This window comes from Bradyrhizobium sp. BRP56 (genome assembly GCF_020194035.1).
In the GTDB taxonomy this organism is placed as follows: Bacteria; Pseudomonadota; Alphaproteobacteria; order Rhizobiales; family Xanthobacteraceae; genus Bradyrhizobium; species Bradyrhizobium australafricanum.
Window position 1 is genome coordinate 1 of record NZ_JADYVV010000050.1, and the last position, 21,240, is coordinate 21,240.

Consider the following 21,240-nt stretch of genomic DNA (forward strand, 5'->3'; position numbering starts at 1 on the left):
TGCAACTGTTCAGGTTGATAGATGGAACGGGCGGGAGACCGAGCCGGCTCACGGCGTCAAGCGCCAAGGACCCAACGGCTTCCCGCCCACCCTCATCCTGACAGACTTCCAAGACACAGGGACCCATTACCACCGACGGTTATCGTTGCGCGTCGATGGAACGACGAGTCCCGTCCACAGCATCCGCCGCGGAGTATGGGTCCCGGCTTTCGCCGGGACGACATCAAAGTGTGCGGCGCCGTTCGTACCCGTTGCGTCGCCACAACTTACGTCACCACTTGCGTCTACGCGCTGTGCGGCGCGCTCCAGGCCGCGGGCGTCACAATTGCGGCGACCTCTGATTGCGTTTGTCGTGATGACAAACTGAAGGCGCAGGGCTAGCCTTCCGTCAAATCAAAACATACGGAGGAATGGCATGCCAGACGCAGCAGTTGCAGCACGCGCTTCAGACTCCACGCAGAGCGGAACCACGCAGCAGGTCGACGTTGCGGTGGTCGGCGCCGGCTTCGCCGGACTTTACCTGCTGCATCGGTTGCGCAAGGCGGGCTTCTCGGCGATCGCGCTTGAAGAGGGCGCCGATGTCGGCGGCACCTGGTACTGGAACCGTTATCCCGGCGCGCGCTGCGACATCCAGACCATCGACTACAGCTACACCTTCGACCCCGAGCTCGATCAGGCCTGGACCTGGTCGGAGAAATACGCGACCCAGCCGGAAATCCTGCGCTATCTCGGCTTCGTCGCCGACCGTTACGATCTGCGTCGCGACATCAGGTTCGGCACCAAGGTCACACAGGCGACCTGGAATGATGCGACCTCGCGCTGGCAGATCTCGACCAACAACGGCGCCAACGTCTCGTGCCGCTACTACATCATGGCGACCGGCTGCCTGTCCTCGCCGAAGCCCCCGGAGATCGACGGCGTCAAGGACTTCAAGGGCGAGATCTATTTCACCGGCCGCTGGCCGCATCAGGGCGTCGATCTCAAGGGCAAGCGCGTTGCCGTGATCGGCACCGGATCGTCGGGCATCCAGTCCATACCGATCATCGCTGAACAGGCCGCGCAGCTCACCGTGTTCCAGCGCACGCCGAACTTCGCGCTGCCTGCGGGCAACGGCCCGGCGCCGGATGATCGCAAGACCTATTTCGAGAGCGATCGTGCTGCCTATCGCGACCAGGCGCGCTGGTCGATGGCCGGCGTGCCCTATCCGCAGCAGACCGTGGTGAGCTGGCAATTGAGCGACGCCGAGCGCCGCGAGCGGTTCGAGAAGGCGTGGGCGGCGGGCGACCTCGTCCACATCCTGACCCAGCTCTGGGCTGACCAGGCGGTCGATGTCGACGGCAACAGACTGGTCGCCGACCTGATCCGCGAGAAGATCGGCGCCGTGGTCAAGGATCCGGAGACGGCGGCGGCGCTGGCCCCGCACGATCATCCGTTCGGCGCCAAGCGTCCCTGCCTCGATACCAATTACTACGCGACCTACAACCGTCCCAACGTGACGCTGGTGAATCTGCGGCAGGAGCCGATCAAGGGGATCACCACCAGCGGCATCTTCACCAACGGACGCAAGTTCGACGTCGACGTCATTGTGTTCGCCACCGGCTTCGACGCGATGACCGGGGCGATCATGGCGGTGCATCCGATCTCTGGCCGCGGCGGCAAGTCGCTGTCCGATGTCTGGGCGCACGGACCGCAGACCTATCTCGGCGTCACCGTCGCGGGCTTCCCCAATCTGTTCATGATCACCGGCCCCGGCAGCCCGTCGGTGCTGTCGAACATGGCTGTCTCGATCGAGCAGCATGTCGATTGGGTGGTGGAGCGGATCGCCGCGCTGCGCGACGCCGGCTTCACCACGATGGAAGCGACCGAGACCGCGCAGGCCGGCTGGGAACGGCACATGGCCGATTGCGCGACGCTGACGCTGCACCGGCTCGCCAACACCTGGTACACGGGCGCCAACGTGCCCGGCAAGCCGCAGGGCGTGATGCCTTATACAGGCGGCGTCGGTCCGTATCGCAGCATCTGCAACGAGGTGGTCGGCCGCGGCATGCTCGGCTTCAAGCTCACGGGTCCCGGCGTTGCCGAGCAATGCAATGACGGCGAGATCGTGCGCCTGCAGCCGGATGTGCGGCTGGTGCTGAACCTGCTCGGCGAGATGAACCTGCCGCCGCTCGAGACGATGGGGGCGCAGGGCGCGCGCGACTTCCTCACCGAATTCAACAAGGGGCGTCCCTTTGGCCGCCCGGTCGGCGAGGTCGGCAGCGGCATGCTGCAGGGCGCGGACGGTCCGCTGCCGTACAAGCTGTACCGGCCGGCGACGCCGGGGCCGCATCCGATCGTGGTGTATTTCCACGGCGGCGGCTGGGTGCTCGGCGACGAGATGTCGGACGATCCGTTCTGCCGCGACCTGTGCCGGCGCACCGGCATGATCATCGTCAGCGTCGGCTATCGCCATGCGCCCGAGCATCGCTTCCCGGCCGCGGCCGAGGACGGTTTTGCCGCGACGCGCTGGATCGCGGCCCATAGCGCCGAGCTCGGCGGCAGGGCAGGGCCGCTGCTGGTCGCGGGCTGGAGCGCCGGCGGCAACATCGCGGCCGTCACCTGCCAGCTCGCGCGCGATCGCGGCGGGCCTGAGATCGCGGGCCAGCTACTGATCTGTCCGGTCACCGATTCCACATTCGACCGGCCGTCCTATGTCGACAACGCGACCGGCTATTTCCTGACCCGCGGGCTGATGTACTGGTTCTGGGACCTGTACTGCTCGCCGGGCGACCGCACCGACCCGCGCGTCGCGCCGCTGCGCGGCAAGCTCGAGGGCCTGCCGCCGGCGTTCATCGCGACCAGCGAGTTCGATCCGTTGCGCGACGAGGGCATCGCCTATGGCGACGCACTCGCCAAGGCCGGCGTCAAGGTCGAGCAGCTCAAGGCGCAGGGCCACTTCCACTCGTCGTTCGTGATGGTCGACGTCATCATCACCGGCGTTGCCGGCCGCGTGAAGATGGCGAAGGCGCTGCGGCGCTTCGCCGGCCTGCCCGAGGAGGTCGAGCAGGACAACGTCGCTACGCCGGAGGTCAACGCGGCGGCGAACTAGCTCGGGTTTGAATTGCAGCCGCGCTCCCTCTCCCGCTTGCGGGCACTTGCGGGGGAGGCGCGTTGCGAAAATATCGAAAACAACCCCATGCAAAGGAGCCGGCGGTGGCAGGCGTTCGACCTAGCCACTTGACACGTCGGGCAACTCGCGGATATATTTCTAATATCCCGAAATATCTCGCGCTAACCGAGCTCGAACGTCGTGACGCCGAACACGCGATCGATCCGGAGTGGCGGGATCGTGCCGGTATACATCCGCGCGGTCTCGAACACCGGTGACAGCCCGAGGCCTTGCGCCAGCGCGACGGCGTCGCGGTTGACCGCGGGGACATCGAGGAAGACCTCGCCGCTGCCCGCGCTCGCGAGCAATGCGGCGACAACGGCCTCGGCGCCGGCACGGTCATCGGCAACGAGCGGACCGATCTTGCGGCCGGTCCGGCACGGGCGGATCACGCCCCAGCCGGCCAGCCTGCCGTCGCGCATCAGCGCGCGCCCGACATGTCCTGACGTGTTGATCCAGGCGCGCAGGAATGCCGGCCGCGGTGCGGGAAACACCGTGGCGTCATCGGCCTCGATCAGCGCCATCGGCAGATCGGTCAGCGCGACGGTGCCGTCGCTCGGCGCGTATGGTGCGGCGACAGTGCCGCCATAGCGCACATTGGCGTAAGCGAGCGCGAAGCCGGACTTCTGGTAGTTCGCCTGCTGCGCCACCACGCCATCGAGCCCGATCACGCGCGGGCGCGCATGCGCGATGGCCGCATTCCAGATCTTCAGGCCATGGCCGCGGCCGCGCAGATCCGGACGCACGATGTAGAAGCCGAGGAAGGCAAATTGCGCGCCGTAATTGACGCAGGAGATCACCGCGGCCGGCTCGCCATCGAGCTCGCCGATGAAGAAGCCCTGCGGGTCCTCGGCGGCAAAGCAGGGCGCATCGGCGAGACCGGGATTCCATCCCTCCGCCGCGGCCCAATCCACCGCGAGCGCGATCTCGTCCGGCTGCATCTGTCGGATGGTGAGGTCGTTCATGGTCGATGACTACCTCGAATTGGTGTCGGAGTAGCCATCGTAGCGCGCCGATGTCTCCTCGTCATTGCGAGCGAAGCGAAGCAATCCATCGGGCCGCGACTAAGAAGCTGGATTGCTTCGCTTCGCTCGCAATGACGAAGAGAGAGCAGTTAGGCTACTTCGGCCGGTACGCAGCGAAGAACACGCGCGTTGCGCTGTCGACGACGGTTGCGATCCGCTCCGGCGAGGGCGATGGCCTGGCCTGGAAGATGAATGCCTGGAACAGCGTCGCCTGGCACATCTGCATGAATTGCCAGGCCGCGAGCTGGTAGTCGTCGATCACGAGCTCGCCGAGCGCGGCGCGTGCCTCGAGATAGGCGGCGAAGCGGTCGACGGTGTGGGCGATGACGTGGGTGTAGAACCGGCTGCCGAGCTCGGGCATCCGCTCGGCGATCGCCATCACGGTGCGGATCGCCGAGCCGCCGCCGGGCCGGCACAACACCGCGACATAGGCGCGGCCGAATTCGGGGAGGGTGGTGTCGACGTCGCGCGCCGGATCGAAATTGAAGGCGACCTTGCCCTGCTCGAGCTTCTCTTCCTCGACGATCGCCGCGAACAGCCCGGCCTTGTCGGGGAAATAGACGTAGAGCGTGCCCTTGGAGACGCCGGCGGCGCGCGCGATCTCGCCCATGCTCGCGCCGTCAAAGCCGAGCTCCAGGAATACCTTACGGGCGCCGTCCAGGATCTGGCGGCGTTTCGACGATTCCTCCTCGCCGACGGACTGGAGGGAGGCTCGGGGCGCTGCAACCATTGATTTAGCTTCTCGGGAAGAAACTCAACCCAAAGTAGGAAAGGGAAGAATCGAAGCTTTATAATCTAGCGGACGGGAATGTATATTGACCGAACCGTTCGGTCAATGGTATCTTGGGAGTGACGATGCGCCGCACGGCCCTTATTCCGCCATCGCGCGCGTCAAGATTTTTGTGGGGAGCCTCGGCCATGGCCGCAGCACGGGATCAGGCTGCACGCATTGTTCGTTCCGAGCCTGAGATGGCCGAGGACGCGATCGCGCGCGATGCATCCGCCGATCTCGGCGAGCAGGGCCGTGCTGATGAAGCCAAGCGTCCCGCGGAGGCGCCGCCCGCGTCTGCACCCGAGCAGCCGGCGGCTTCGTCCGTTGCGGCGCCGGCGCCGAAATCCGGCAAGCGCAAATTCGTGATGATGGGCGTGGTCGGCCTGCTCGCGCTCGCCGCGGCGGGCTATGCCGCCTATTACCTGATGGTCGGGCGCTTCTACGTCTCGACCGACGATGCCTATGTCCGCGCCAACAACTCCATGCTCGGCGCGCGCGTCGCGGGCCATATCGCGGCGATCCTGCCCGGCGACAACGCGCTGGTGCGCGCAGGCGACGTGATCTTCCGGATTGATGACGGCGACTACCGTATCGCGGTTGACGCCGCCCGCACCCGGATCGCGACCCAGCAGGCGACGATCGAGCGCATCGGCCGCCAGGTTGCCGCGGCGGCGAGCTCGGTCGAGCAGGCGCAGGCCCAGCTCGTGTCCGCCCAGGCCGGTCTGAAGCGCGCCGATCTCGATTTCGATCGGCAGCAGGCGCTCAGCACCAAGGGTTTTGCCTCGCGCGCCACCTTCGAAGTCTCGGAGGCCGGCCGCGATCAGGGCGCGGCCAGCGTGCGATCCGCGCAGGCGGCCTATGATGCCGCCAAGGACAATGTCGAGGTGACCAAGGCGCAGCAGGCCGAGGCCCGCGCCCAGCTCGCCGAATTGCAGACCCAGCTCGCCAAGGCCGAGCGCGATCTCGAATTCACCAACGTCCGCGCGCCGGTCGACGGCACCTTCTCCAACCGCCTGGTCAACACCGGTGACTACATCAATGTCGGTCAGCGGCTCGGCAATGTGGTGCCGCTCGACGGCGTCTACATCGATGCCAACTATAAAGAGACCCAGCTCAAGCGCATCCGCACCGGGCAGCGGGTGACGATCAAGGTCGACGCCTACGGCTTCCGCAAGTTCACCGGCCTCGTCGACAGCATTTCGCCGGCGGCGGGCTCGGTGTTCACGCTGCTGCCGCCCGACAACGCCACCGGCAACTTCACCAAGATCGTGCAGCGCCTGCCTGTCCGCATCCGCGTGCCTGCCAGCGTCGCCAGGCAGGGCCTCCTGCGCGCCGGCATGTCGGTCTACACCACCGTCGACACCCGCGAGGGCGCGGCCGATGCCGACGCCGAAACCGATCTCGACGCACCGATGATGATCCATCCGCAGTGATGTCTTGAAGCTTCGGACAGAGTCCGAGGCTCGGAGCCGATGAGCCCATGGCTGATACGACCACTGCTTCACCCTCGATGATGACCGGCGCCTCGGAGTCCGAGCGCATCCAGCCGAAGCGGCTGGTTGCCTTCATTATCATGGTGTTCGGCATGTTCATGTCGATCCTGGACATCCAGATCGTCTCGGCCTCGCTGTCCGAGATCCAGGCCGGCCTGTCGGCCTCTTCGACCGAAGTGTCGTGGGTGCAGACCGCCTATCTGATCGCCGAAGTGATCGCGATTCCCTTGTCCGGATTCCTGTCGCGCGCGCTCGGCACAAGGCTGTTGTTTGCGATCTCGGCGTTCGGCTTCACCGCCTCGAGCCTGCTGTGCGGCTTCGCCTCCTCGATCGAGCAGATGATCCTGTGGCGCGCGCTGCAGGGCTTTCTCGGCGCCGGCATGATCCCGACGGTGTTCGCCTCGGCCTACACGATCTTCCCGCGCACCAAGTTCCACATCGTGGCACCGATCATCGGCCTCGTCGCGACGCTGGCGCCGACGGTTGGACCGACGGTCGGCGGCTACATCACCGACCTGATGTCGTGGCACTGGCTGTTCTTCATCAACATCGTGCCTGGCGTCATCATCACGGCAGGCGTGCTGGCGCTGGTCGATTTCGACCAGCCGAACTTCGCGCTGCTCGAGCGCTTCGACTGGTGGGGCCTGATCTTCATGGCCGGTTTCCTCGGCTCGCTCGAATATGTGCTGGAGGAGGGTCCGCAATATGAGTGGCTGCAGGACACCTCGGTCGCGGTCTGCGCCGCGATCGGCTTCGTCTCGGCGGTCGCGTTCTTCTGGCGCGTCTTGACCGCGGAGGAGCCGATCGTCGATCTCTACGCCTTCAGTAACCGCAACTTCGCGGTCGGCTGCGTGCTGCAGTTCTGCATCGGCATCGGGCTCTATGGCCTGACTTACGTCTATCCGCGCTATCTCGCGGAGGTTCGCGGCTACAGCGCGCTGATGATCGGCGAGACCATGTTCGTCTCCGGCGTCACCATGTTCTTGATGGCGCCGGTGGTCGGGCGGCTGATGCAGAAGGTCGATTTGCGCTACATCATCGCCTTCGGCCTCGTGACCTTCGCGCTCGGCTCCTGGCAGATGACCTGGATCACCCGCGACTATGATTTCTACGAGCTGCTGCTGCCGCAGATCCTGCGCGGCATCGGTATGATGTGCGCGATGGTGCCGACCAACAACATCGCGCTCGCGACGTTGCCGCAGGATCGCGTCAAGAACGCCTCCGGCCTGTTCAACCTGATGCGCAACCTCGGCGGCGCGGTGGGTCTCGCCGTCATCAACGAGGTGCTCAACGACCGCACCGATCTGCACATCTCGCGACTGCATGACCGCGTGACCTGGGGCAACACCACCGCGGTCGAGACCCTCAACATGTTCACCCAGCGCATGCAGGGCATGGGCGATTCCGCCGTCATGGCGATGAAGCAGCTCTCGCAGATCGTGCACCGCCAGGCCGCGGTGATGGGCTATGGCGACGCCTTCTTCATGCTGTCGCTGTTCTATGTCGCGCTCAGCCTTCTGGTGCTGTTCGTCAACAAGCCGCCGTCGATGACCGCGAGCGGCGGCGATGCGCATTAGGTGGTGTCATTTGTTCTTCATAGCCCGCATGAGCGAAGCGATATGCGGGCCGATCTCAGCAGTTCATCACTGAACGTGACGCGGCCCCGGATATCGCTTCGCTCATCCGGGCTACGGACTACGAAAGTGTGCCGTTGTCGCCGGGCTGAGTGCATCGCATCGGCGCGCGGGCTGCGCCCGGTCGCGTGAATAGCTGATATCGCCGACACATTGACGCACTCACGCCGATGTTACCTTGCCAATCGCGCGTGATGCATTTATAAGCAGCGCTTCCTTACTCGAACCGGGGAGATGCGCATGAAGTCGCTTATTTCGCAGATCGCGCGCCCGCGTTCGACGGTGCTGGACGCGTTTAAGCGTTAGCTCCCGACGTTGATCGGGCCTGATCCCCGATCAGCAAAACTTCCCAATACGCTATCGACAATTTCCAGCGGCGCTCGCGGTCGGATTCTGCCCGCACGTCGCCTCAGATGGAGCCGGCACGCGCTGCAAAGGCGTGGCCGGAATGTGCCATGACCTCTCTGACGACCAAGCGGCCGGCCGCAATCCGGATCGTGCTTCCCTTTGTCTTCCGCCATTGGCTGGAACAGCCGCTCCGTGCCTCCGCAGTGACGGCGGGATTCCTCGGCGCAACCGCGGCCGACCTGTTCATGCCGGTGTTTTCCGGCCATCTGGTCGACGCGCTGACCGCGGGCGCCACCGATGCGGCCGCGCGCCGTGCGGCGATGCTGGCGTTCGGCGCCATCGTCGGCCTTGGCGCGCTGTCGCTGGTGCTGCGGCTGGTCGGCATCCAGACCATCGTGCCGTTCACGCTGAAGACGATGTCCGATGTCGGGCAGCAGGCCTTCATGCGGGTGCAGCGCTTCTCGACCGACTGGCACGCCAATTCGTTCGCGGGCTCCACCGTGCGCAAGATCACGCGCGGCATGTGGGCGCTCGATTTGCTGAACGACACCATCCTGATGGCGCTGCTGCCGTCGGTCGTGGTGCTGCTCGGTTCGATGATCCTGCTCGGCGTGCATTGGCCGCAGCTCGGCGCGGTGATCGCGGTCGGCTCGGTGATCTATGTCGCGATGACCATGGTGTTCCAGGTGCGTTACGTCGCGCCTGCCGCGCGCGTTTCCAATGCGTGGGACACCAAGGTCGGCGGCACGCTGGCCGACGCCTTGACCTGCAACGCGGTGGTGAAGTCGTTCGGCGCGGAGACGCGCGAGGACATGCGGCTCGACGGCGTCATCAGCCACTGGCGCCGGCGGGTGCGGCGGACCTGGTTCCGCTACAACCATACTTCGACGGCGCAGCTCGTGGTGCTGCTGTGCTTCCGCGCCTCGGTGATCGGCGGTGCGATCCTGCTGTGGGCGCAGGGCCGCGCCACGCCGGGCGACGTCACCTATGTGCTGACCAGCTACTACATCATCCACGCCTATCTGCGCGATGTCGGCATGCACATCAACAACCTGCAGCGTTCGGTGAACGACATGGAGGAACTGGTGCAGATCCATGGCGAGCCGCTTGGCATCGTCGATGCGGATGATGCTGGGACGATCGACATCCAGGGCGGCCGCATCGTGTTCGACGACGTCACGTTTCACTATGGCGGCCATCGCCGGCCGCTCTATGACGGGCTGTCGGTCGACATCGATGCCGGCGAGCGGGTCGGCCTGGTCGGGCGCTCCGGCTCCGGCAAGACGACCTTCGTCAAGCTGGTGCAGCGGCTCTACGACGTCTCCGGCGGCCGGATCCTGATCGACGATCAGGACATCGCCAGGGCGACGCAGCAATCGCTGCGCAGCCAGATCGCGATCGTGCAGCAGGAGCCGATCCTGTTCCACCGCACGCTGGCGGAGAACATCGCCTATGGCCGGCCGGGCGCCGGCATGGAGGCGATCGAGCAGGCGGCGCGGCTTGCCAATGCGCACGACTTCATCATGCGGCTGCCGAAGGGTTACGGCACGCTGGTGGGCGAGCGCGGCGTCAAGCTGTCGGGCGGCGAGCGGCAGCGCGTGGCGCTGGCGCGCGCCTTCCTGGCCGATGCGCCGATCCTGATCCTGGACGAGGCGACCTCGAGCCTCGATTCGGAATCCGAGGCGCTGATCCAGCAGGCGATGGAACGGCTGATGAAGGGCCGCACCTCGATCGTGATCGCGCACCGGCTGTCGACCGTGCGCAGCATGGATCGCATCCTGGTGTTCGACCGCGGCGAGATCGTCGAGCAGGGCACGCATGAGGTGCTGGCCGCGCGTCCCGGCGGCATCTATCGCGGCCTGTTCGAGCGTCAGGCGACCGAATTCGGCCAGGCTGCGGCGGAGTGAGATGGCGCGTGGCTGGAGCGTCGGTTCTGATTGGATCAGAACCGGCGCTCTCGCACGGTCAGCGCTATTTCGGCGCCAGCCCGTTCCACACCAGCGCGACGCCGGACAGGAACAGCAGCAGCAGCACGACGTCGGAAAAATTGCGGTCGCTGAGCGCGTGATAGAGCCGCGCGCCGAGCCAGGCGCCGAGCAGCGTCCCCGGAAACGCGCATGCCACCAGCCAGATCAGCTCGGGCTTCACCAGGCCGCTTGCGATCTGCACGCAAAGCGCGGCCGCCAGGATCGTGAAGTTGAAGATCTGGAACACGCCGCGGCGCTGCTGCTTGCCCCAGCCGCGCACGCTGGCCCACAGGATCGGCAGCGGGCCGGACAATCCGGCGAGGCCGCCGAGAATGCCGCCGGCAAATCCGATCGCGCCGTCGGCCCATTTGCCGCCGAAGGCGATCGACATCGGCTTGCGCTGCAGGAACAACGCGGTCGGAAACACCAGCAGGAAGACGCCGATGGTCAGCTTGAAGACCTCGGGGTCGGCCCGCGCGATCAGCAGGATGCCGATCGGCACGCCGGCGAGGCCTGCGATGACGAACGGCCAGACCAGGCGGAAATCGATGCTCTTCCAGATCGAGGGCAAGGTCGAGAGTTGCGCGATGACCGAGCAGACCAGCACCAGCGGCACCGCGAGTGTCGGCGGCAGCACATAGAGCCAGATGCCGAGCGCCATCAGCGCGGTGCCGAAGCCGGCAAGGCCGGAGACGAAACCGCCGGCAAGCGCGCCGAAGAACAGGATCGCATAGCTTGCCGGGGTCATTTTTTCTCCTTCGTCATTCCGGGATGGTCCGAAGGACCAGACCCGGAATCTCGAGATTCCACAATGCGCAGTTGCGCATTAGGGTTCGATGCTGGCGCATCGCCCCGGAATGACGGTGATGTTTGGCGCCACGTTTACACAACGCGTCTCGCAGGTACTATTCAAAATCGCGGCTCATCAACGACAATCGGAACGGAAGCATCCCATGACTGCGAATTCGCAAAAAACCTTTCTGGTCTGTCACGGCGCCTGGTCGGCAGGCTGGGCATGGAAGAAGATGCATCCGCTGATGCAAGCCGCCGGGCACCGCCTGGTCACGCCGAGCTACACCGGGCTTGGCGAGCGCGCGCATCTTGCGCATCAAGGACTCGACCTCGAGGCGCATATCCAGGATGTGCTCAGCGTCATCAGTTACGAGGACCTGCACGACATCGTGCTGATCGGGCACTCCTATGGCGGCATGGTCGCGACCGGCGTCGCCGACCGGGTGCGCGAGCGCATCGCGCAGATGATCTATATCGACGCCTTCGTGCCGCGCGACGGCCAGTCGCTGTTCGATCTCAACGAATCGGCCATCGAGACCATGCGTGAGTTCGCGAGCGACGGCGACGGCTGGCGTATTCCGCCGATGCCGCTGCCGCCGGACACGTCGCCCGCAGACGTCGCATGGCTGAGCGCGCGGCGCGTCGATATGCCGATCAAATGCTTCGAGCAGAAATTGAAGTTGAAGCACGGCGAGAGCAGCCTGCCGCGCAGCTACATCTACGCCACCCGCACCACGCAGGCCGACACGTTCGGCCAGTTCGCCCGGCGCATCAGGAACGAAGCCGGCTGGCGCTATTTCGAGATCGACGCCAGCCATTCGCCGAACGTCACCGCGCCGGAGGCGCTGATGGCGATGCTCATGGAGATTGCCGCCTAGCCGGGGCGATGCCAACCATCGCACCCGGCATCCCGAGCTTCGCGGCGCATTGCTCTCGAAAACGCCGCCGCGCCGTGGACAGCAGGTGCGGGCTCTCCGTCATGTGGCGCGGCCCGCACGTATGCCCTGCGATCAGTCGGCGCTGGCCTTTTCCTGCATCGCCGCCTGCAGTTTTTTGATGTCCGCGGGCGTGAGTTGCGGCCGGTCGACCTTGATCGTGAGTTTGTTGAGCTTGGCCGTCAACGGGAATGGAGGCTTATAGTCTGCATCGTTCACACCCGTGAGCGTGTCGGAGCCGATGTCGAAGCTCTCGTCCCACTGGAGGATCATCGGCAGCGTCTTCTCCATCTTCTGGCTGGCAACCGCCTTGCCGTCGACCTTCAGCGTGCCGGTGCCGGGCTGAGCGAGGCCGCTGAAATCGTTGTACGCGAGCGTGCCGGCACCAATGCCGTCGTATTTGAAATCGAACTCGACCGTGTGCCGGCCCGGCGACAGCGCATCAGGGCCCTCCCACCTGATGCGTTCGAGATCGACCATGTTCCAGAGGAAGACCGGTTTGCCCTGCAGCAGGTAGAAGCCATAGCCGGCGAAGCGGCCTCCCGAAGTCAAGATCATGCCTTCGGCGCCACCCTGCGGCACATCAATGTCCGCGGTGATCGTGTACGAGGTATTGAGCAGCGCGGGCGAATCCCCCTGCGGCAATCCCGTCATCGGCCGCGTGTACACGAACTCCTTGCGGCCGGCGGTGATGTTCGGGCGCGGCGCCACGATGCGGGCCGCGACGGAAGCATCAAGCGGGAAGACTTGATACTTCCTGGCTTCGGAAACGAACTTCTGCCGCATCGCCTTGACCTTCTGCGGGTTCTGCGCCGCGATGTCCTCGGTCTGGCTGAAGTCGTTGTTCAGGTTGTAGAGCTGGAAGACCTGATGGTTGAGCGGGTCCGGGTTCGCCGGGCCGAACGTCTGCCAGGGCGCGCGGTTGACTTTGGTGGAGAGCATCCAGCCGTCGTCATAGAGAGCCCATTGGCCGAACATCTCGAAGTACTGGGTCTTGTGGCGCGAGGCGGTCTTCGCGTTCGCCGCGTCGAAAGTGTAGGCGAAGCTCGTGCCTTCGATCGGTGCCTGCTTGATGCCGTCGACGATCTCGGGCGCGCGGATGCCGGCCGCCTCGAGGATCGTGGGGACGACGTCGATCACATGCACGAACTGCTCGCGCAAGGCTCCCTTGTCCTTGATGCGTGCCGGCCACGACACAACCATGTTCTGGTTGATGCCGCCGAGCCTGGACGCGTTCTGCTTGAACCAGTCGAACGGGGTGTCGAATGCCCACGACCAGCCGGCGGACATGTGGTTGTAGGTCTGTTCAGTGCCCCAGACGTCGTAGAACTTCATCTGCACGTCTGCCGGCAGCTCGTTCAGGCCGTTGAAGAACGCAACCTCGTTCGGCGTGCCGAGCGGTCCGCCTTCGGCGCTGGTGCCGTTGTCGCCGTTGATGTAGATGACGAGCGTATTGTCGAGCCGGCCGAGATCCTGGACTTGCTGGATCACGCGGCCAATCTCGTGGTCGCTGTAGGCGGCGTAGGCGGCAAAGACCTCGACCTGGCGGATGAAGAGCTTCTTCTCCACGGGGCTCAACTGGTCCCACGGCTTCAGCATCTCCTTGGGCCATGGTGCGAGCCTGGTGTTCTTGGGAACGACGCCGAGACGCTTCTGGTTCTCGAGGATGCGCTCGCGCAGCTTCTCGTAGCCATCGTCGAACAGATGCATCGCGCTGATCTTGTCGACCCACTCCTTGGTGGGGTGATGCGGCGCGTGGGTGGCGCCGGGCGCGTATTTGATGAAGAGCGGTTTCGACGGATCGGTCTGGTGCATCCGCGTCATCCAATCGATGGCGTCGTCGGCCATCGCGGTGACCAGGTTCCAGGTGCCGGGCGGCTTGCCCTGGAACGGATAAATCTGCGTCGTGTTGCGGAAGAGGTTGGGCTCCCACTGGTTGGCGTCGCCGCCGACGAAGCCATAGAAATACTCGAAGCCCATGCCGACCGGCCATTGGTCGAACGGCCCGACCTGGCTCGCGGCAAAGGCTGGCGTGTTGTGCTCCTTGCCGAACCACGAAGTGCCGTAGCCGTTGTCGAGCAGGATCCGACCGATTGTGGCTTTATCCTTGCCGATAATGCTGTTGTAGCCCGGGAAGCCGGTCGACTGCTCGGAGACCACGCCGAAGCCAGCCGAATGGTGATTGCGCCCGGTGATCAGCGCGGCGCGGGTCGGTGAGCAAAGCGCGGTGGAGAAGACGCGGTTGTAGCGCAGGCCGTCATTGGCGATGCGGTCCATCGCCGGCGTCGGGATGACGCCGCCAAAGGTGCTCGGCACGCCGAAGCCGGCGTCGTCGGTGATGATCAGGAGCACGTTCGGTGCGTCCTTGGGCGGGACGATACGCGACGGCCACCACGGCTTCGACTGCAGGGCGCCGTCCTTGATGATGCCGCCGAACTTGGGATCGGGTGGCGGAAGCTGCCTTCCGTCGATCGCTGTCGTGGCGCTGGGCGAGCCGGGTGAACCGGTGCCTTGCTGGGCGAGCGCCGAAGTGGAGATGAGCAATCCAAGGGTAAGAGCTGACACAGCTTTGGGGCAATGCATGGCGACGCTCCCAATTCAAAAAATATGGGCAGCGTCACCTGTCATGGCGGTCGCGACATTGATGTACATCAAGCCGGAAAGCGCGGGCGAAGATTGGAGCGATCCCGACCAGGTCAGCGGCGTTGACCAATCCCGCTGAAACGCCGCGCGCTGTCCGCTTCAGCATGCGGGAGGCCGCGCGCAACCGCGACGGCTGGCGTATGCCGCGGGATGCCGATGCCACGCCGGAATCAATCAGCCGCTTGTTTGTCCGGGATCATGCACCGCGCGCGTCGCGGACGGCTTGAGCGACCTTTGTCGCCTGCGATACGCGTCCGATCTTTGCGCCTGCAATGATCTTTCGTCGGCGTTCGCTTGGCTTCGACGCCATGCCTTCGCCCGCGGTGGCTCCAGCCGGGGGACGAGTCGTGAAGTTCGCGGCCCGGTGCAGTGCGAGGGCCTTTCGCGCAGCTTCGACATGTGCGGTCCGGGCTGCCAAATTGTGCTGACGCCTCAGCTCCGTGTTGACCCGTTTCAGCGCCGCTGCGAAGACCTGCTTACGCTCTGACGCATGCTTGGCGGTTCCCGGAAAGCTCGTGCCGCGAGCCTCGGCCTTTCCGCGGCTCTCTCGCTGCTTTTGTCGGCCGACCGTTCGCTCCTTGTCGCGCATCTTGCGCAAGCGGGGTCGCATGGCCTCGAGCTCGCTCACCTCGACGCTGTAGATGGCGGGATGATGCGTCAGGCGGATTGCTTCATATTCTTCGTGGCTGAGGATGCTGCGTTCGAACTTGCAGGCGACCGACATTCCTATTCCTCCTCTTGATCTTCTTGAATCTTGGGGCAGAAGGACACGTCCAGCTCCAGCGGATCATAGCTGCAATGCCGCCGGATGGCCAATCTGCCACGATCCAAACTCGGCCAGCGCTTCGATCGCAGTGATCGATTGTCTTGCTACAGCGTCAAAGCACAGTGGCTCCTACTTTGGGCTCCTACTTTTCTGCTTCGTCGTCCTTGAGACGAATCCCCTCAGTCCGCAGAGCCGTAAAGAGAGCCGCGATATCTTCGGGCTCCATATTGTTGGGGCACATCCCGTTGAGTTGCTCGGTCGTGATCGTGCCGCTTCTCCTGGCGATGTCTCTTGCCTTCGCCATGATCTTCTGAAGGTCCATCTGCGATCCTCCGCGAGGGGCACACTCTACGCCCGCCACCCTATGGATGTCGCCTTTTTAAGAAACGTGGCCTGTGGCGGCACTGAAGCGATCGGTTCGCTTCGCTTCGAGTTGAGATAATATCGTTCGAAGTTCGCCGTCGGAATTGGGCAGCGACCGCAACTTTGTCTCGCATGTTCGGTTAAACTGCGACATAATGAACGCCTCGCGTGCTGGTGAGCATGGATTCATGAACCGCAGCCCCGTGCTCGTAGACCTGGCGCTTCAAGGTGGGGGATCGCACGGTGCGTTCACGTGGGGTGTCCTGGATCGGCTTCTCGAAGAACCATGGTTTCAGATTGCGGGCATATCCGGGACATCGGCCGGAGCGATGAACGCAGCCGTGCTGGCGGACGGCTGGACCGCGGGCGGCGCCGCCGGTGCACGCGAAGCGCTTGAAAAATATTGGCGAAGCGTCTCGCGCGCCGCCGCATTCAGTCCGTTGCAACGGTCGCCGCTCGACCGCCTGATGGGACGCTGGTCGCTTGACAGCTCCCCGGCCTATCTCTTCACCGATTTGATGTCGCGGATGCTTTCACCGTACGACCTCAATCCGCTTGGCTTCAATCCGCTACGCGACATATTGAACGACAGTATCGATTTCGAGCGTCTTGCACGCGCGCCGATCAAACTCTTCATCACCGCCACGCGCGTGCGTACGGGACGCGGACGGATTTTTCGCAACGCGGAGATTACCGCTGATGTCCTGCTTGCGTCGGCTTGCCTGCCAACGATGTTTCGTGCGATCGAGATCGATGGCGAGCCCTATTGGGACGGCGGCTACGCGGGCAATCCCACGATTACGCCGCTCGTTCGCGAGACCGACGCGCGCGACACCGTCGTCGTCCAGATCAACCCGACCGAGCGTCCGGAGCAGCCGCGCACGGCCGCTGACATTCTCAACCGGCTTAACGAGATCTCGTTCAACTCGCCGCTGGCAAAGGAGCTGCGGATGATCGCGTTGCTTCGCCAGGTCGCCGACCCCGGCACAGGGGAAGGCGCCCGCTGGGCGCAGATGAAGACGCACCGGATCAAGAGCGACATGCTCGCGACGTTCGGTTCGTCATCCAAGCTCAATGCCGAATGGGCGTTCGTGGCGAAGCTGCACGAGGAAGGGCGGCGAGCCGCCGGCGAATTCCTCGACGCGCATGGCGCCGATCTCGGTGAGCGTTCGACGGCGGATCTCGATATTCTGCTGGCGGAGTGCTGAGACGATGGGTCTTCTCGGCATTCTCGTCGGGCTTGGACTGCTGGTCTGTCTCGCTTTCCGCGGTTGGAGCGTGCTGCTGCTCGCACCGCTCTGTGCGCTGGTGGCCGCAGCCTTCGGTGGCGAGCCGCTGCTTGCCAACTGGACGCAGACCTTCATGGGTAGTGCGTCGGAGTTTCTCGCGCAGTTCTTTCCTATTTTTCTGCTTGGCGCGGTGTTCGGAAAGCTCATGGATGACAGCGGCGCGGTCGCTGCGGTCGCGGGCTTCATCTCCCGGTGCCTGGGCGAACGCCGGATCATCCTCGCGGTCGTGCTCGCAGGCGCACTGGTCACCTACGGCGGCGTCAGCCTGTTCGTCGCTTTCTTTGTCATCGTTCCGATGGCGCAGTCGCTGTTTCGCTCGGCCGGGATTCCACGTCGTCTGGTGCCGGCGGCGGTCATTCTCGGGACTTCGACCTTCACCATGTCGGCGCTGCCGGGCACGCCGTCGATACAGAATGCGATACCGATGCCTTTCTTCGGCACGACCCCCTTTGCCGCACCGGGCCTCGGCGTTGTCGCCTCGATCATCATGCTGGGCGTCGGGCTGTGGTGGCTTCTTCGCGCGGAGAAGGCAGCGCATCGCGCAAAAGAGGGGTATGGCGACGAGCCGCCGGTTCCGGCGGATGCAGCCGACGATGAGCTGTTGCGCGAGCGTGCTACGACGGCGCGGGAATTCGACCCGGCGGAGCTCCGTCACGGATATCACAGCGACGCCGCCGTCCCGATTTTCAACGCCTTGCTTCCCCTGATCGTCGTCGTCGCCGTCAATCTGGTGATGTCGCTGGTTGTGCTGCCTCGGCTTGATTTCTCGTTCCTGGCCGACCAGCGGTGGGGAAATACATCGCTGGCTGCCGTGGCCGGTGTCTGGTCGGTGGTCGTGGCGTTGGCGGGAGCGATCGTGACGGTCATCCTCTGCAACTGGACGCGGCTGCCCGCACTGCGACGAACCATGGATGCCGGTGCCAACGCGTCGGTCCTGCCGGCGCTGAGCGTCGCAAGCCTTGTCGGATTCGGCGCCGTTATCGCCTCGCTTCCCGCTTTCGGCGTGGTGCGGGACTGGGTGTTGCGAATTGAAGGCGGTCCATTGGTGTCGCTCGCGGTCGCGACGAACATCCTTGCGGCGCTGACGGGGTCGGCTTCCGGCGGCTTGACGATCGCGCTCGATGCGCTGGGACGGACCTATATGGATCTTGCCGCGGAGGCGGGTATTGACCCCGGCCTGTTGCATCGCGTCGCGGTGATCGGTTCTGGAACGCTCGACATTCTACCTCACAACGGCGCTGTCGTTAGCCTGCTTGCGATCTGTGGGCTCAAGCATCGCGATAGCTATCTCGACATAGTCATGGTCGGCATTGTGAGTTCTGTCATTGCTCTCGCAGCGGTGATTGCGATCGGCACCGCATTCGGGTCGTTCTGACGCAAGACGATGGGTTGGCTCTACTTCCCGCCGGCGCGCGTAGCTGGAACGATGCTGATCTGAAAATGGCGAGGGGCCCGGCGTGTCGCGCCGAGCCCCTCATACTCCAAGATATCAGCCGGCCTGTAAGCCGGGTTCTGTAGGGCACCATTCTCGCGAATGGTACGCGACGGCCATTCCTCTGGGACAAGGTTTGCACCTTGCCTCGGGCAACCTACCCGGACAGCGGGCCTGACATCGCCCTGCGGTGTTATCGCGCGTGCGCGAACTAACCGCGTTGCCGTCCCTATTCGGTTTTGCTCCCGGTGTGGTTTGCCATGCCGTCTCCGTTGCCGGAAACGCGGTGCGCTCTTACCGCACCTTTTCACCCTTACTTCCTCCGAGGAGGGAGCGGTTCGTTCTCTGTGGCACTTTCCCTGGGGTCGCCCCCGCCGGATGTTATCCGGCACCGCATGTCGATGGAGCCCGGACTTTCCTCCCCCGCGGCCTTTCGGCGCTTGCGGGAGCGGCCGTCCGGCCGACTGACGGCGTACGCATGCGGGCTTTGGCCGCTCGCGTCAAGCGATTGCGATGGTTAACCTTGGCCTGGCGCCCGGCTGGCCCTCGATTTTGACATTCGCGGAGGAAGGGCCTTTGATATCGATTTGATCGATCCAAAGGTCGAGGCGCGCCATGGATACCGAACTGGCCCGGACGTTCCTGACGGTGGTGAGCGCCGGCAACTTCATCACCGCGGCCGAGCGGCTGCACGTCAGCCAGTCGACCGTCAGCACCCGCATCCATACGCTCGAGCAGCAGCTCGGCTGCGTGCTGTTCGTGCGCAACAAGGCCGGCACCACGTTGACGCCGGCCGGCCGGCAGTTTCAGCGCCACGCCTCGGTGCTGGTCCGCACCGTCGAGCAGGCGCGCCATGATGTCGGAATCCCCAAGGGGTTTTCCGCGACGCTGGTGGTCGGCGGCCGCATCGGACTTTGGGAAGAGTATCTGCTGCGCTGGCTACCGCTGATGACGCGCGCGCATCCCGACATCTCGATCCGCGCCGAGAGCGCGCTCGAGCCCGAGCTGATGCAGGGGCTGGTCGAGGGACGCATCGATATCGGCGTGATGTACACGCCACAGAGCCGCCCCGGCCTCAAGGTCGAGCAGCTGTTCGAGGAGCAGCTCATCCTGGTGTCGACCGATCCGAAGAGCGCGCCGGAGCCGGGGCCGGGCTATGTTTATGTCGATTGGGGACCCGAATTCTACGCGCGTCACGCCACGCTGTTTCCGAATTTCGCGGGCCCAGCGCTGACGGTGAATATCGGCTGGCTCGGATTGCAGCATCTTTTGGAGAATGGCGGCTCCGGATTCTTTGCGCGTCGTATCGTCGAGCCGCTCCTGAAGGCGCGGCGGCTGCACGCCGTTGCCGGTGCGCCTGGCTTTGCGATGCCCGCCTATGTCGCCTATCCGGCTGACAGCCAGGACGATCATCTGGCGCGCGCGGTCGAGACCATGCATCGGCTTGCCGCGTCGCAGGTTAATGCGAGCGCGGACCTGCCGCGGGCCAGGCCTGCCGCGCGGCGGCGGCGCTGACCGCGATTGCTATCGGCATCTCCGATCGATTCCATCGGCTTTCTTCGCTTGTCAGCGCAAACGTCCGCGTTCACAGCAGGATCGGGATCAGCAGGAGGTCAAACGATGGATATTGCGGCAGAAGTGGGAGACGCGTTGCTCAAGGGCGCCTCCGACGCGATCGTTGCGACCGATGTCGAAGGCCGCATCACCTTGTGGAATCCCGGTGCAGTCAGGATGTTCGGCTTCGGCGCCGAGGAGGCGATCGGGCAATCGCTCGATTTGATCATTCCGGAGAATCTGCGCGCGCGTCACTGGGCCGGCTTCCGGCACACGATGGCGACCGGGACGAGCCGCTACGGTCAGGGCGATCTGCTGTCGGTGCCGGCGCTGACCAGGCACGGGACGCGCATCTCCGTCGAATTCACCATCGTGATGCTGCACGATGCGGCGCACAAGGTCGCCGGCACCGTCGCCGTGATGCGTGACGTGACCAAGCGTTTCGAGGAGCTCAAGGAGTTGCGGCGCCGCGCCGCGCAGCAGGCCGGGACATCGTCGTAAAGGCTGTGAAGCCATGCCGTCATTGCGAGGAGCGGTAGCGACGAAGCAATCCATCGTTCCGCACATGCGGACAGATGGATTGCTTCGCTTCGCTCGCAGTGACGCGGATAAAGCTACAGGCAAATGCCAGGTTCTCGGTCATCCCCTCCGGAGCCGGTCACGGCCGCTGGAGCTATTTTCCCGATCGCAGGCGGGTTTCCGCGAGCGCGGTCACGAGGCCGATGATCAGCATCGAGGCCACGATGTCGGCTTCCGCACCGAAACCAAATGCGATCACCGTCGCTGCGGCGACCGCCGCAAGGATCGCGATGGTCAGCCCTTCGTCGGCGATCAGCTGACGCAGCGCCTTCAGGCGCGTGATGCCCCGTTGCATTGCCTCCTCACACGCCGAGCGGATTGCCGCCCGCGGCGATGTTCGAGGCGACCTGACTGGCGTGATGGCGCGGTTTCGCCACGATCCGGTTGCGCAGGATTCGGTACAGCATCGACAGCAGGAGCCGGGAAAGGCGTGTGGCTGTCTGCGGCAGTGGTGTCATGGCGAAGTCCTCCGGGCATCCGAAGGCTACGCGCTGCCATGA

The 21,240-nt window shown here is 64.6% G+C and carries 18 protein-coding genes and 1 other RNA gene; 10 read left to right on the forward strand and 9 right to left on the reverse strand.

Going from position 1 to position 21,240, the window contains the following annotated elements; translation table 11 throughout:
- Positions 1-415: 415 nt before the first annotated feature.
- The gene (locus I6F38_RS29305) at positions 416-3,088 is read left to right on the forward strand and encodes an alpha/beta hydrolase fold domain-containing protein (protein ID WP_225162829.1); all 2,673 of its coding nucleotides are present in this window, start codon (positions 416-418) and stop codon (positions 3,086-3,088) included.
- A gap of 182 nt (positions 3,089-3,270) precedes the next feature.
- On the opposite strand, the gene I6F38_RS29310 is transcribed toward I6F38_RS29305, so the two are convergent.
- Both I6F38_RS29310 and I6F38_RS29315 read right to left on the reverse strand, forming a co-directional pair.
- The gene (locus tag I6F38_RS29310; RefSeq protein WP_225162830.1) at positions 3,271-4,113 is read right to left on the reverse strand and encodes a GNAT family N-acetyltransferase; all 843 of its coding nucleotides are present in this window, start codon (positions 4,111-4,113) and stop codon (positions 3,271-3,273) included.
- Positions 4,114-4,267: 154 nt separating this feature from the next.
- Positions 4,268-4,903, reverse strand: a complete 636-nt coding sequence (locus I6F38_RS29315; protein ID WP_225162831.1) for a TetR/AcrR family transcriptional regulator — start codon at positions 4,901-4,903, stop codon at positions 4,268-4,270.
- Between the two features lie 188 nt (positions 4,904-5,091).
- Between I6F38_RS29315 and I6F38_RS29320 the strand changes: the two genes are divergently transcribed.
- From I6F38_RS29320 to I6F38_RS29330, 3 genes are all read left to right on the forward strand, one after another.
- Positions 5,092-6,378, forward strand: a complete 1,287-nt coding sequence (locus I6F38_RS29320) for an HlyD family secretion protein (RefSeq protein ID WP_225162832.1) — start codon at positions 5,092-5,094, stop codon at positions 6,376-6,378.
- A 47-nt stretch (positions 6,379-6,425) separates the two neighbouring features.
- Complete coding sequence (locus tag I6F38_RS29325; RefSeq protein WP_225162833.1) at positions 6,426-8,015, forward strand: DHA2 family efflux MFS transporter permease subunit; 1,590 nt, start codon at positions 6,426-6,428, stop codon at positions 8,013-8,015.
- A 512-nt stretch (positions 8,016-8,527) separates the two neighbouring features.
- On the forward strand, positions 8,528-10,327 hold the full coding sequence (locus I6F38_RS29330; RefSeq protein ID WP_225162834.1) for an ABC transporter ATP-binding protein: 1,800 nt from the start codon (positions 8,528-8,530) through the stop codon (positions 10,325-10,327).
- Between the two features lie 64 nt (positions 10,328-10,391).
- Here I6F38_RS29330 and I6F38_RS29335 read toward each other — a convergent pair whose 3' ends face one another.
- On the reverse strand, positions 10,392-11,135 hold the full coding sequence (locus tag I6F38_RS29335) for a sulfite exporter TauE/SafE family protein (protein WP_018273026.1): 744 nt from the start codon (positions 11,133-11,135) through the stop codon (positions 10,392-10,394).
- 205 nt (positions 11,136-11,340) lie between these two features.
- On the opposite strand from I6F38_RS29335, the gene I6F38_RS29340 reads away from it, so the two are divergent.
- Positions 11,341-12,057, forward strand: a complete 717-nt coding sequence (locus I6F38_RS29340; protein ID WP_225162835.1) for an alpha/beta hydrolase — start codon at positions 11,341-11,343, stop codon at positions 12,055-12,057.
- A 132-nt stretch (positions 12,058-12,189) separates the two neighbouring features.
- Here the strand turns inward: I6F38_RS29340 and I6F38_RS29345 are convergent, their stop codons facing one another.
- Positions 12,190-14,697: an arylsulfatase gene (locus tag I6F38_RS29345; RefSeq protein WP_225162836.1), complete on the reverse strand. Its 2,508-nt coding sequence runs from the start codon at positions 14,695-14,697 to the stop codon at positions 12,190-12,192.
- Between I6F38_RS29345 and I6F38_RS29350 the strand changes: the two genes are divergently transcribed.
- A complete protein-coding gene (locus tag I6F38_RS29350) occupies positions 14,696-14,836 on the forward strand; it encodes a hypothetical protein (RefSeq protein ID WP_225162837.1) in 141 nt (46 codons plus the stop codon). The two genes, I6F38_RS29345 and I6F38_RS29350, sit on opposite strands and share 2 nt — an antisense overlap.
- 117 nt (positions 14,837-14,953) lie before the next feature.
- Here I6F38_RS29350 and I6F38_RS29355 read toward each other — a convergent pair whose 3' ends face one another.
- Positions 14,954-15,481, reverse strand: coding sequence for a hypothetical protein (locus tag I6F38_RS29355; protein ID WP_225162838.1), 528 nt, complete (start codon positions 15,479-15,481; stop codon positions 14,954-14,956).
- Positions 15,482-15,665: 184 nt separating this feature from the next.
- Positions 15,666-15,845: a hypothetical protein gene (locus I6F38_RS29360; protein WP_225162839.1), complete on the reverse strand. Its 180-nt coding sequence runs from the start codon at positions 15,843-15,845 to the stop codon at positions 15,666-15,668.
- A gap of 229 nt (positions 15,846-16,074) precedes the next feature.
- Here I6F38_RS29360 and I6F38_RS29365 point away from each other — a divergent pair, with 229 nt between their 5' ends.
- Complete coding sequence (locus I6F38_RS29365; protein WP_026193140.1) at positions 16,075-17,094, forward strand: patatin-like phospholipase family protein; 1,020 nt, start codon at positions 16,075-16,077, stop codon at positions 17,092-17,094.
- 4 nt (positions 17,095-17,098) lie between these two features.
- A complete protein-coding gene (locus I6F38_RS29370; protein ID WP_225162840.1) occupies positions 17,099-18,550 on the forward strand; it encodes a GntP family permease in 1,452 nt (483 codons plus the stop codon).
- A 110-nt stretch (positions 18,551-18,660) separates the two neighbouring features.
- On the opposite strand, the gene rnpB is transcribed toward I6F38_RS29370, so the two are convergent.
- Positions 18,661-19,075, reverse strand: an RNA gene (gene rnpB, locus I6F38_RS29375) — RNase P RNA component class A.
- A 147-nt stretch (positions 19,076-19,222) separates the two neighbouring features.
- On the opposite strand from rnpB, the gene I6F38_RS29380 reads away from it, so the two are divergent.
- Together I6F38_RS29380 and I6F38_RS29385 are read left to right on the forward strand one after the other, a co-directional pair.
- On the forward strand, positions 19,223-20,122 hold the full coding sequence (locus tag I6F38_RS29380) for a LysR family transcriptional regulator (RefSeq protein WP_168859073.1): 900 nt from the start codon (positions 19,223-19,225) through the stop codon (positions 20,120-20,122).
- A gap of 105 nt (positions 20,123-20,227) precedes the next feature.
- Positions 20,228-20,662, forward strand: coding sequence for a PAS domain-containing protein (locus I6F38_RS29385; RefSeq protein WP_225162841.1), 435 nt, complete (start codon positions 20,228-20,230; stop codon positions 20,660-20,662).
- Between the two features lie 172 nt (positions 20,663-20,834).
- On the opposite strand, the gene I6F38_RS29390 is transcribed toward I6F38_RS29385, so the two are convergent.
- Together I6F38_RS29390 and I6F38_RS29395 are read right to left on the reverse strand one after the other, a co-directional pair.
- Positions 20,835-21,035 (reverse strand): hypothetical protein, encoded by a 201-nt coding sequence (locus I6F38_RS29390; RefSeq protein ID WP_225162842.1) that lies wholly within the window; start codon positions 21,033-21,035, stop codon positions 20,835-20,837.
- 7 nt (positions 21,036-21,042) lie between these two features.
- Positions 21,043-21,198, reverse strand: a complete 156-nt coding sequence (locus I6F38_RS29395; protein ID WP_225162843.1) for a hypothetical protein — start codon at positions 21,196-21,198, stop codon at positions 21,043-21,045.
- Between the last annotated feature and the right edge of the window lie 42 nt (positions 21,199-21,240).

Excerpts from the sequence above, each read along its gene's own strand:
- I6F38_RS29370 (WP_225162840.1), top strand. The coding sequence starts at position 17,099 with ATGGGTCTTCTCGGCATTCTCGTCGGGCTTGGACTGCTGGTCTGTCTC.
- I6F38_RS29355 (WP_225162838.1), bottom strand. The coding sequence starts at position 15,481 with ATGTCGGTCGCCTGCAAGTTCGAACGCAGCATCCTCAGCCACGAAGAA.
- I6F38_RS29305 (WP_225162829.1), top strand. The coding sequence starts at position 416 with ATGCCAGACGCAGCAGTTGCAGCACGCGCTTCAGACTCCACGCAGAGC.
- I6F38_RS29365 (WP_026193140.1), top strand. The coding sequence starts at position 16,075 with ATGAACCGCAGCCCCGTGCTCGTAGACCTGGCGCTTCAAGGTGGGGGA.
- I6F38_RS29385 (WP_225162841.1), top strand. The coding sequence starts at position 20,228 with ATGGATATTGCGGCAGAAGTGGGAGACGCGTTGCTCAAGGGCGCCTCC.
- I6F38_RS29340 (WP_225162835.1), top strand. The coding sequence starts at position 11,341 with ATGACTGCGAATTCGCAAAAAACCTTTCTGGTCTGTCACGGCGCCTGG.
- I6F38_RS29320 (WP_225162832.1), top strand. The coding sequence starts at position 5,092 with ATGGCCGCAGCACGGGATCAGGCTGCACGCATTGTTCGTTCCGAGCCT.
- I6F38_RS29325 (WP_225162833.1), top strand. The coding sequence starts at position 6,426 with ATGGCTGATACGACCACTGCTTCACCCTCGATGATGACCGGCGCCTCG.
- I6F38_RS29350 (WP_225162837.1), top strand. The coding sequence starts at position 14,696 with ATGGCGACGCTCCCAATTCAAAAAATATGGGCAGCGTCACCTGTCATG.
- I6F38_RS29360 (WP_225162839.1), bottom strand. The coding sequence starts at position 15,845 with ATGGACCTTCAGAAGATCATGGCGAAGGCAAGAGACATCGCCAGGAGA.
- I6F38_RS29345 (WP_225162836.1), bottom strand. The coding sequence starts at position 14,697 with ATGCATTGCCCCAAAGCTGTGTCAGCTCTTACCCTTGGATTGCTCATC.
- I6F38_RS29330 (WP_225162834.1), top strand. The coding sequence starts at position 8,528 with ATGACCTCTCTGACGACCAAGCGGCCGGCCGCAATCCGGATCGTGCTT.
- I6F38_RS29395 (WP_225162843.1), bottom strand. The coding sequence starts at position 21,198 with ATGACACCACTGCCGCAGACAGCCACACGCCTTTCCCGGCTCCTGCTG.
- I6F38_RS29380 (WP_168859073.1), top strand. The coding sequence starts at position 19,223 with ATGGATACCGAACTGGCCCGGACGTTCCTGACGGTGGTGAGCGCCGGC.
- I6F38_RS29315 (WP_225162831.1), bottom strand. The coding sequence starts at position 4,903 with ATGGTTGCAGCGCCCCGAGCCTCCCTCCAGTCCGTCGGCGAGGAGGAA.
- I6F38_RS29310 (WP_225162830.1), bottom strand. The coding sequence starts at position 4,113 with ATGAACGACCTCACCATCCGACAGATGCAGCCGGACGAGATCGCGCTC.
- I6F38_RS29335 (WP_018273026.1), bottom strand. The coding sequence starts at position 11,135 with ATGACCCCGGCAAGCTATGCGATCCTGTTCTTCGGCGCGCTTGCCGGC.
- I6F38_RS29390 (WP_225162842.1), bottom strand. The coding sequence starts at position 21,035 with ATGCAACGGGGCATCACGCGCCTGAAGGCGCTGCGTCAGCTGATCGCC.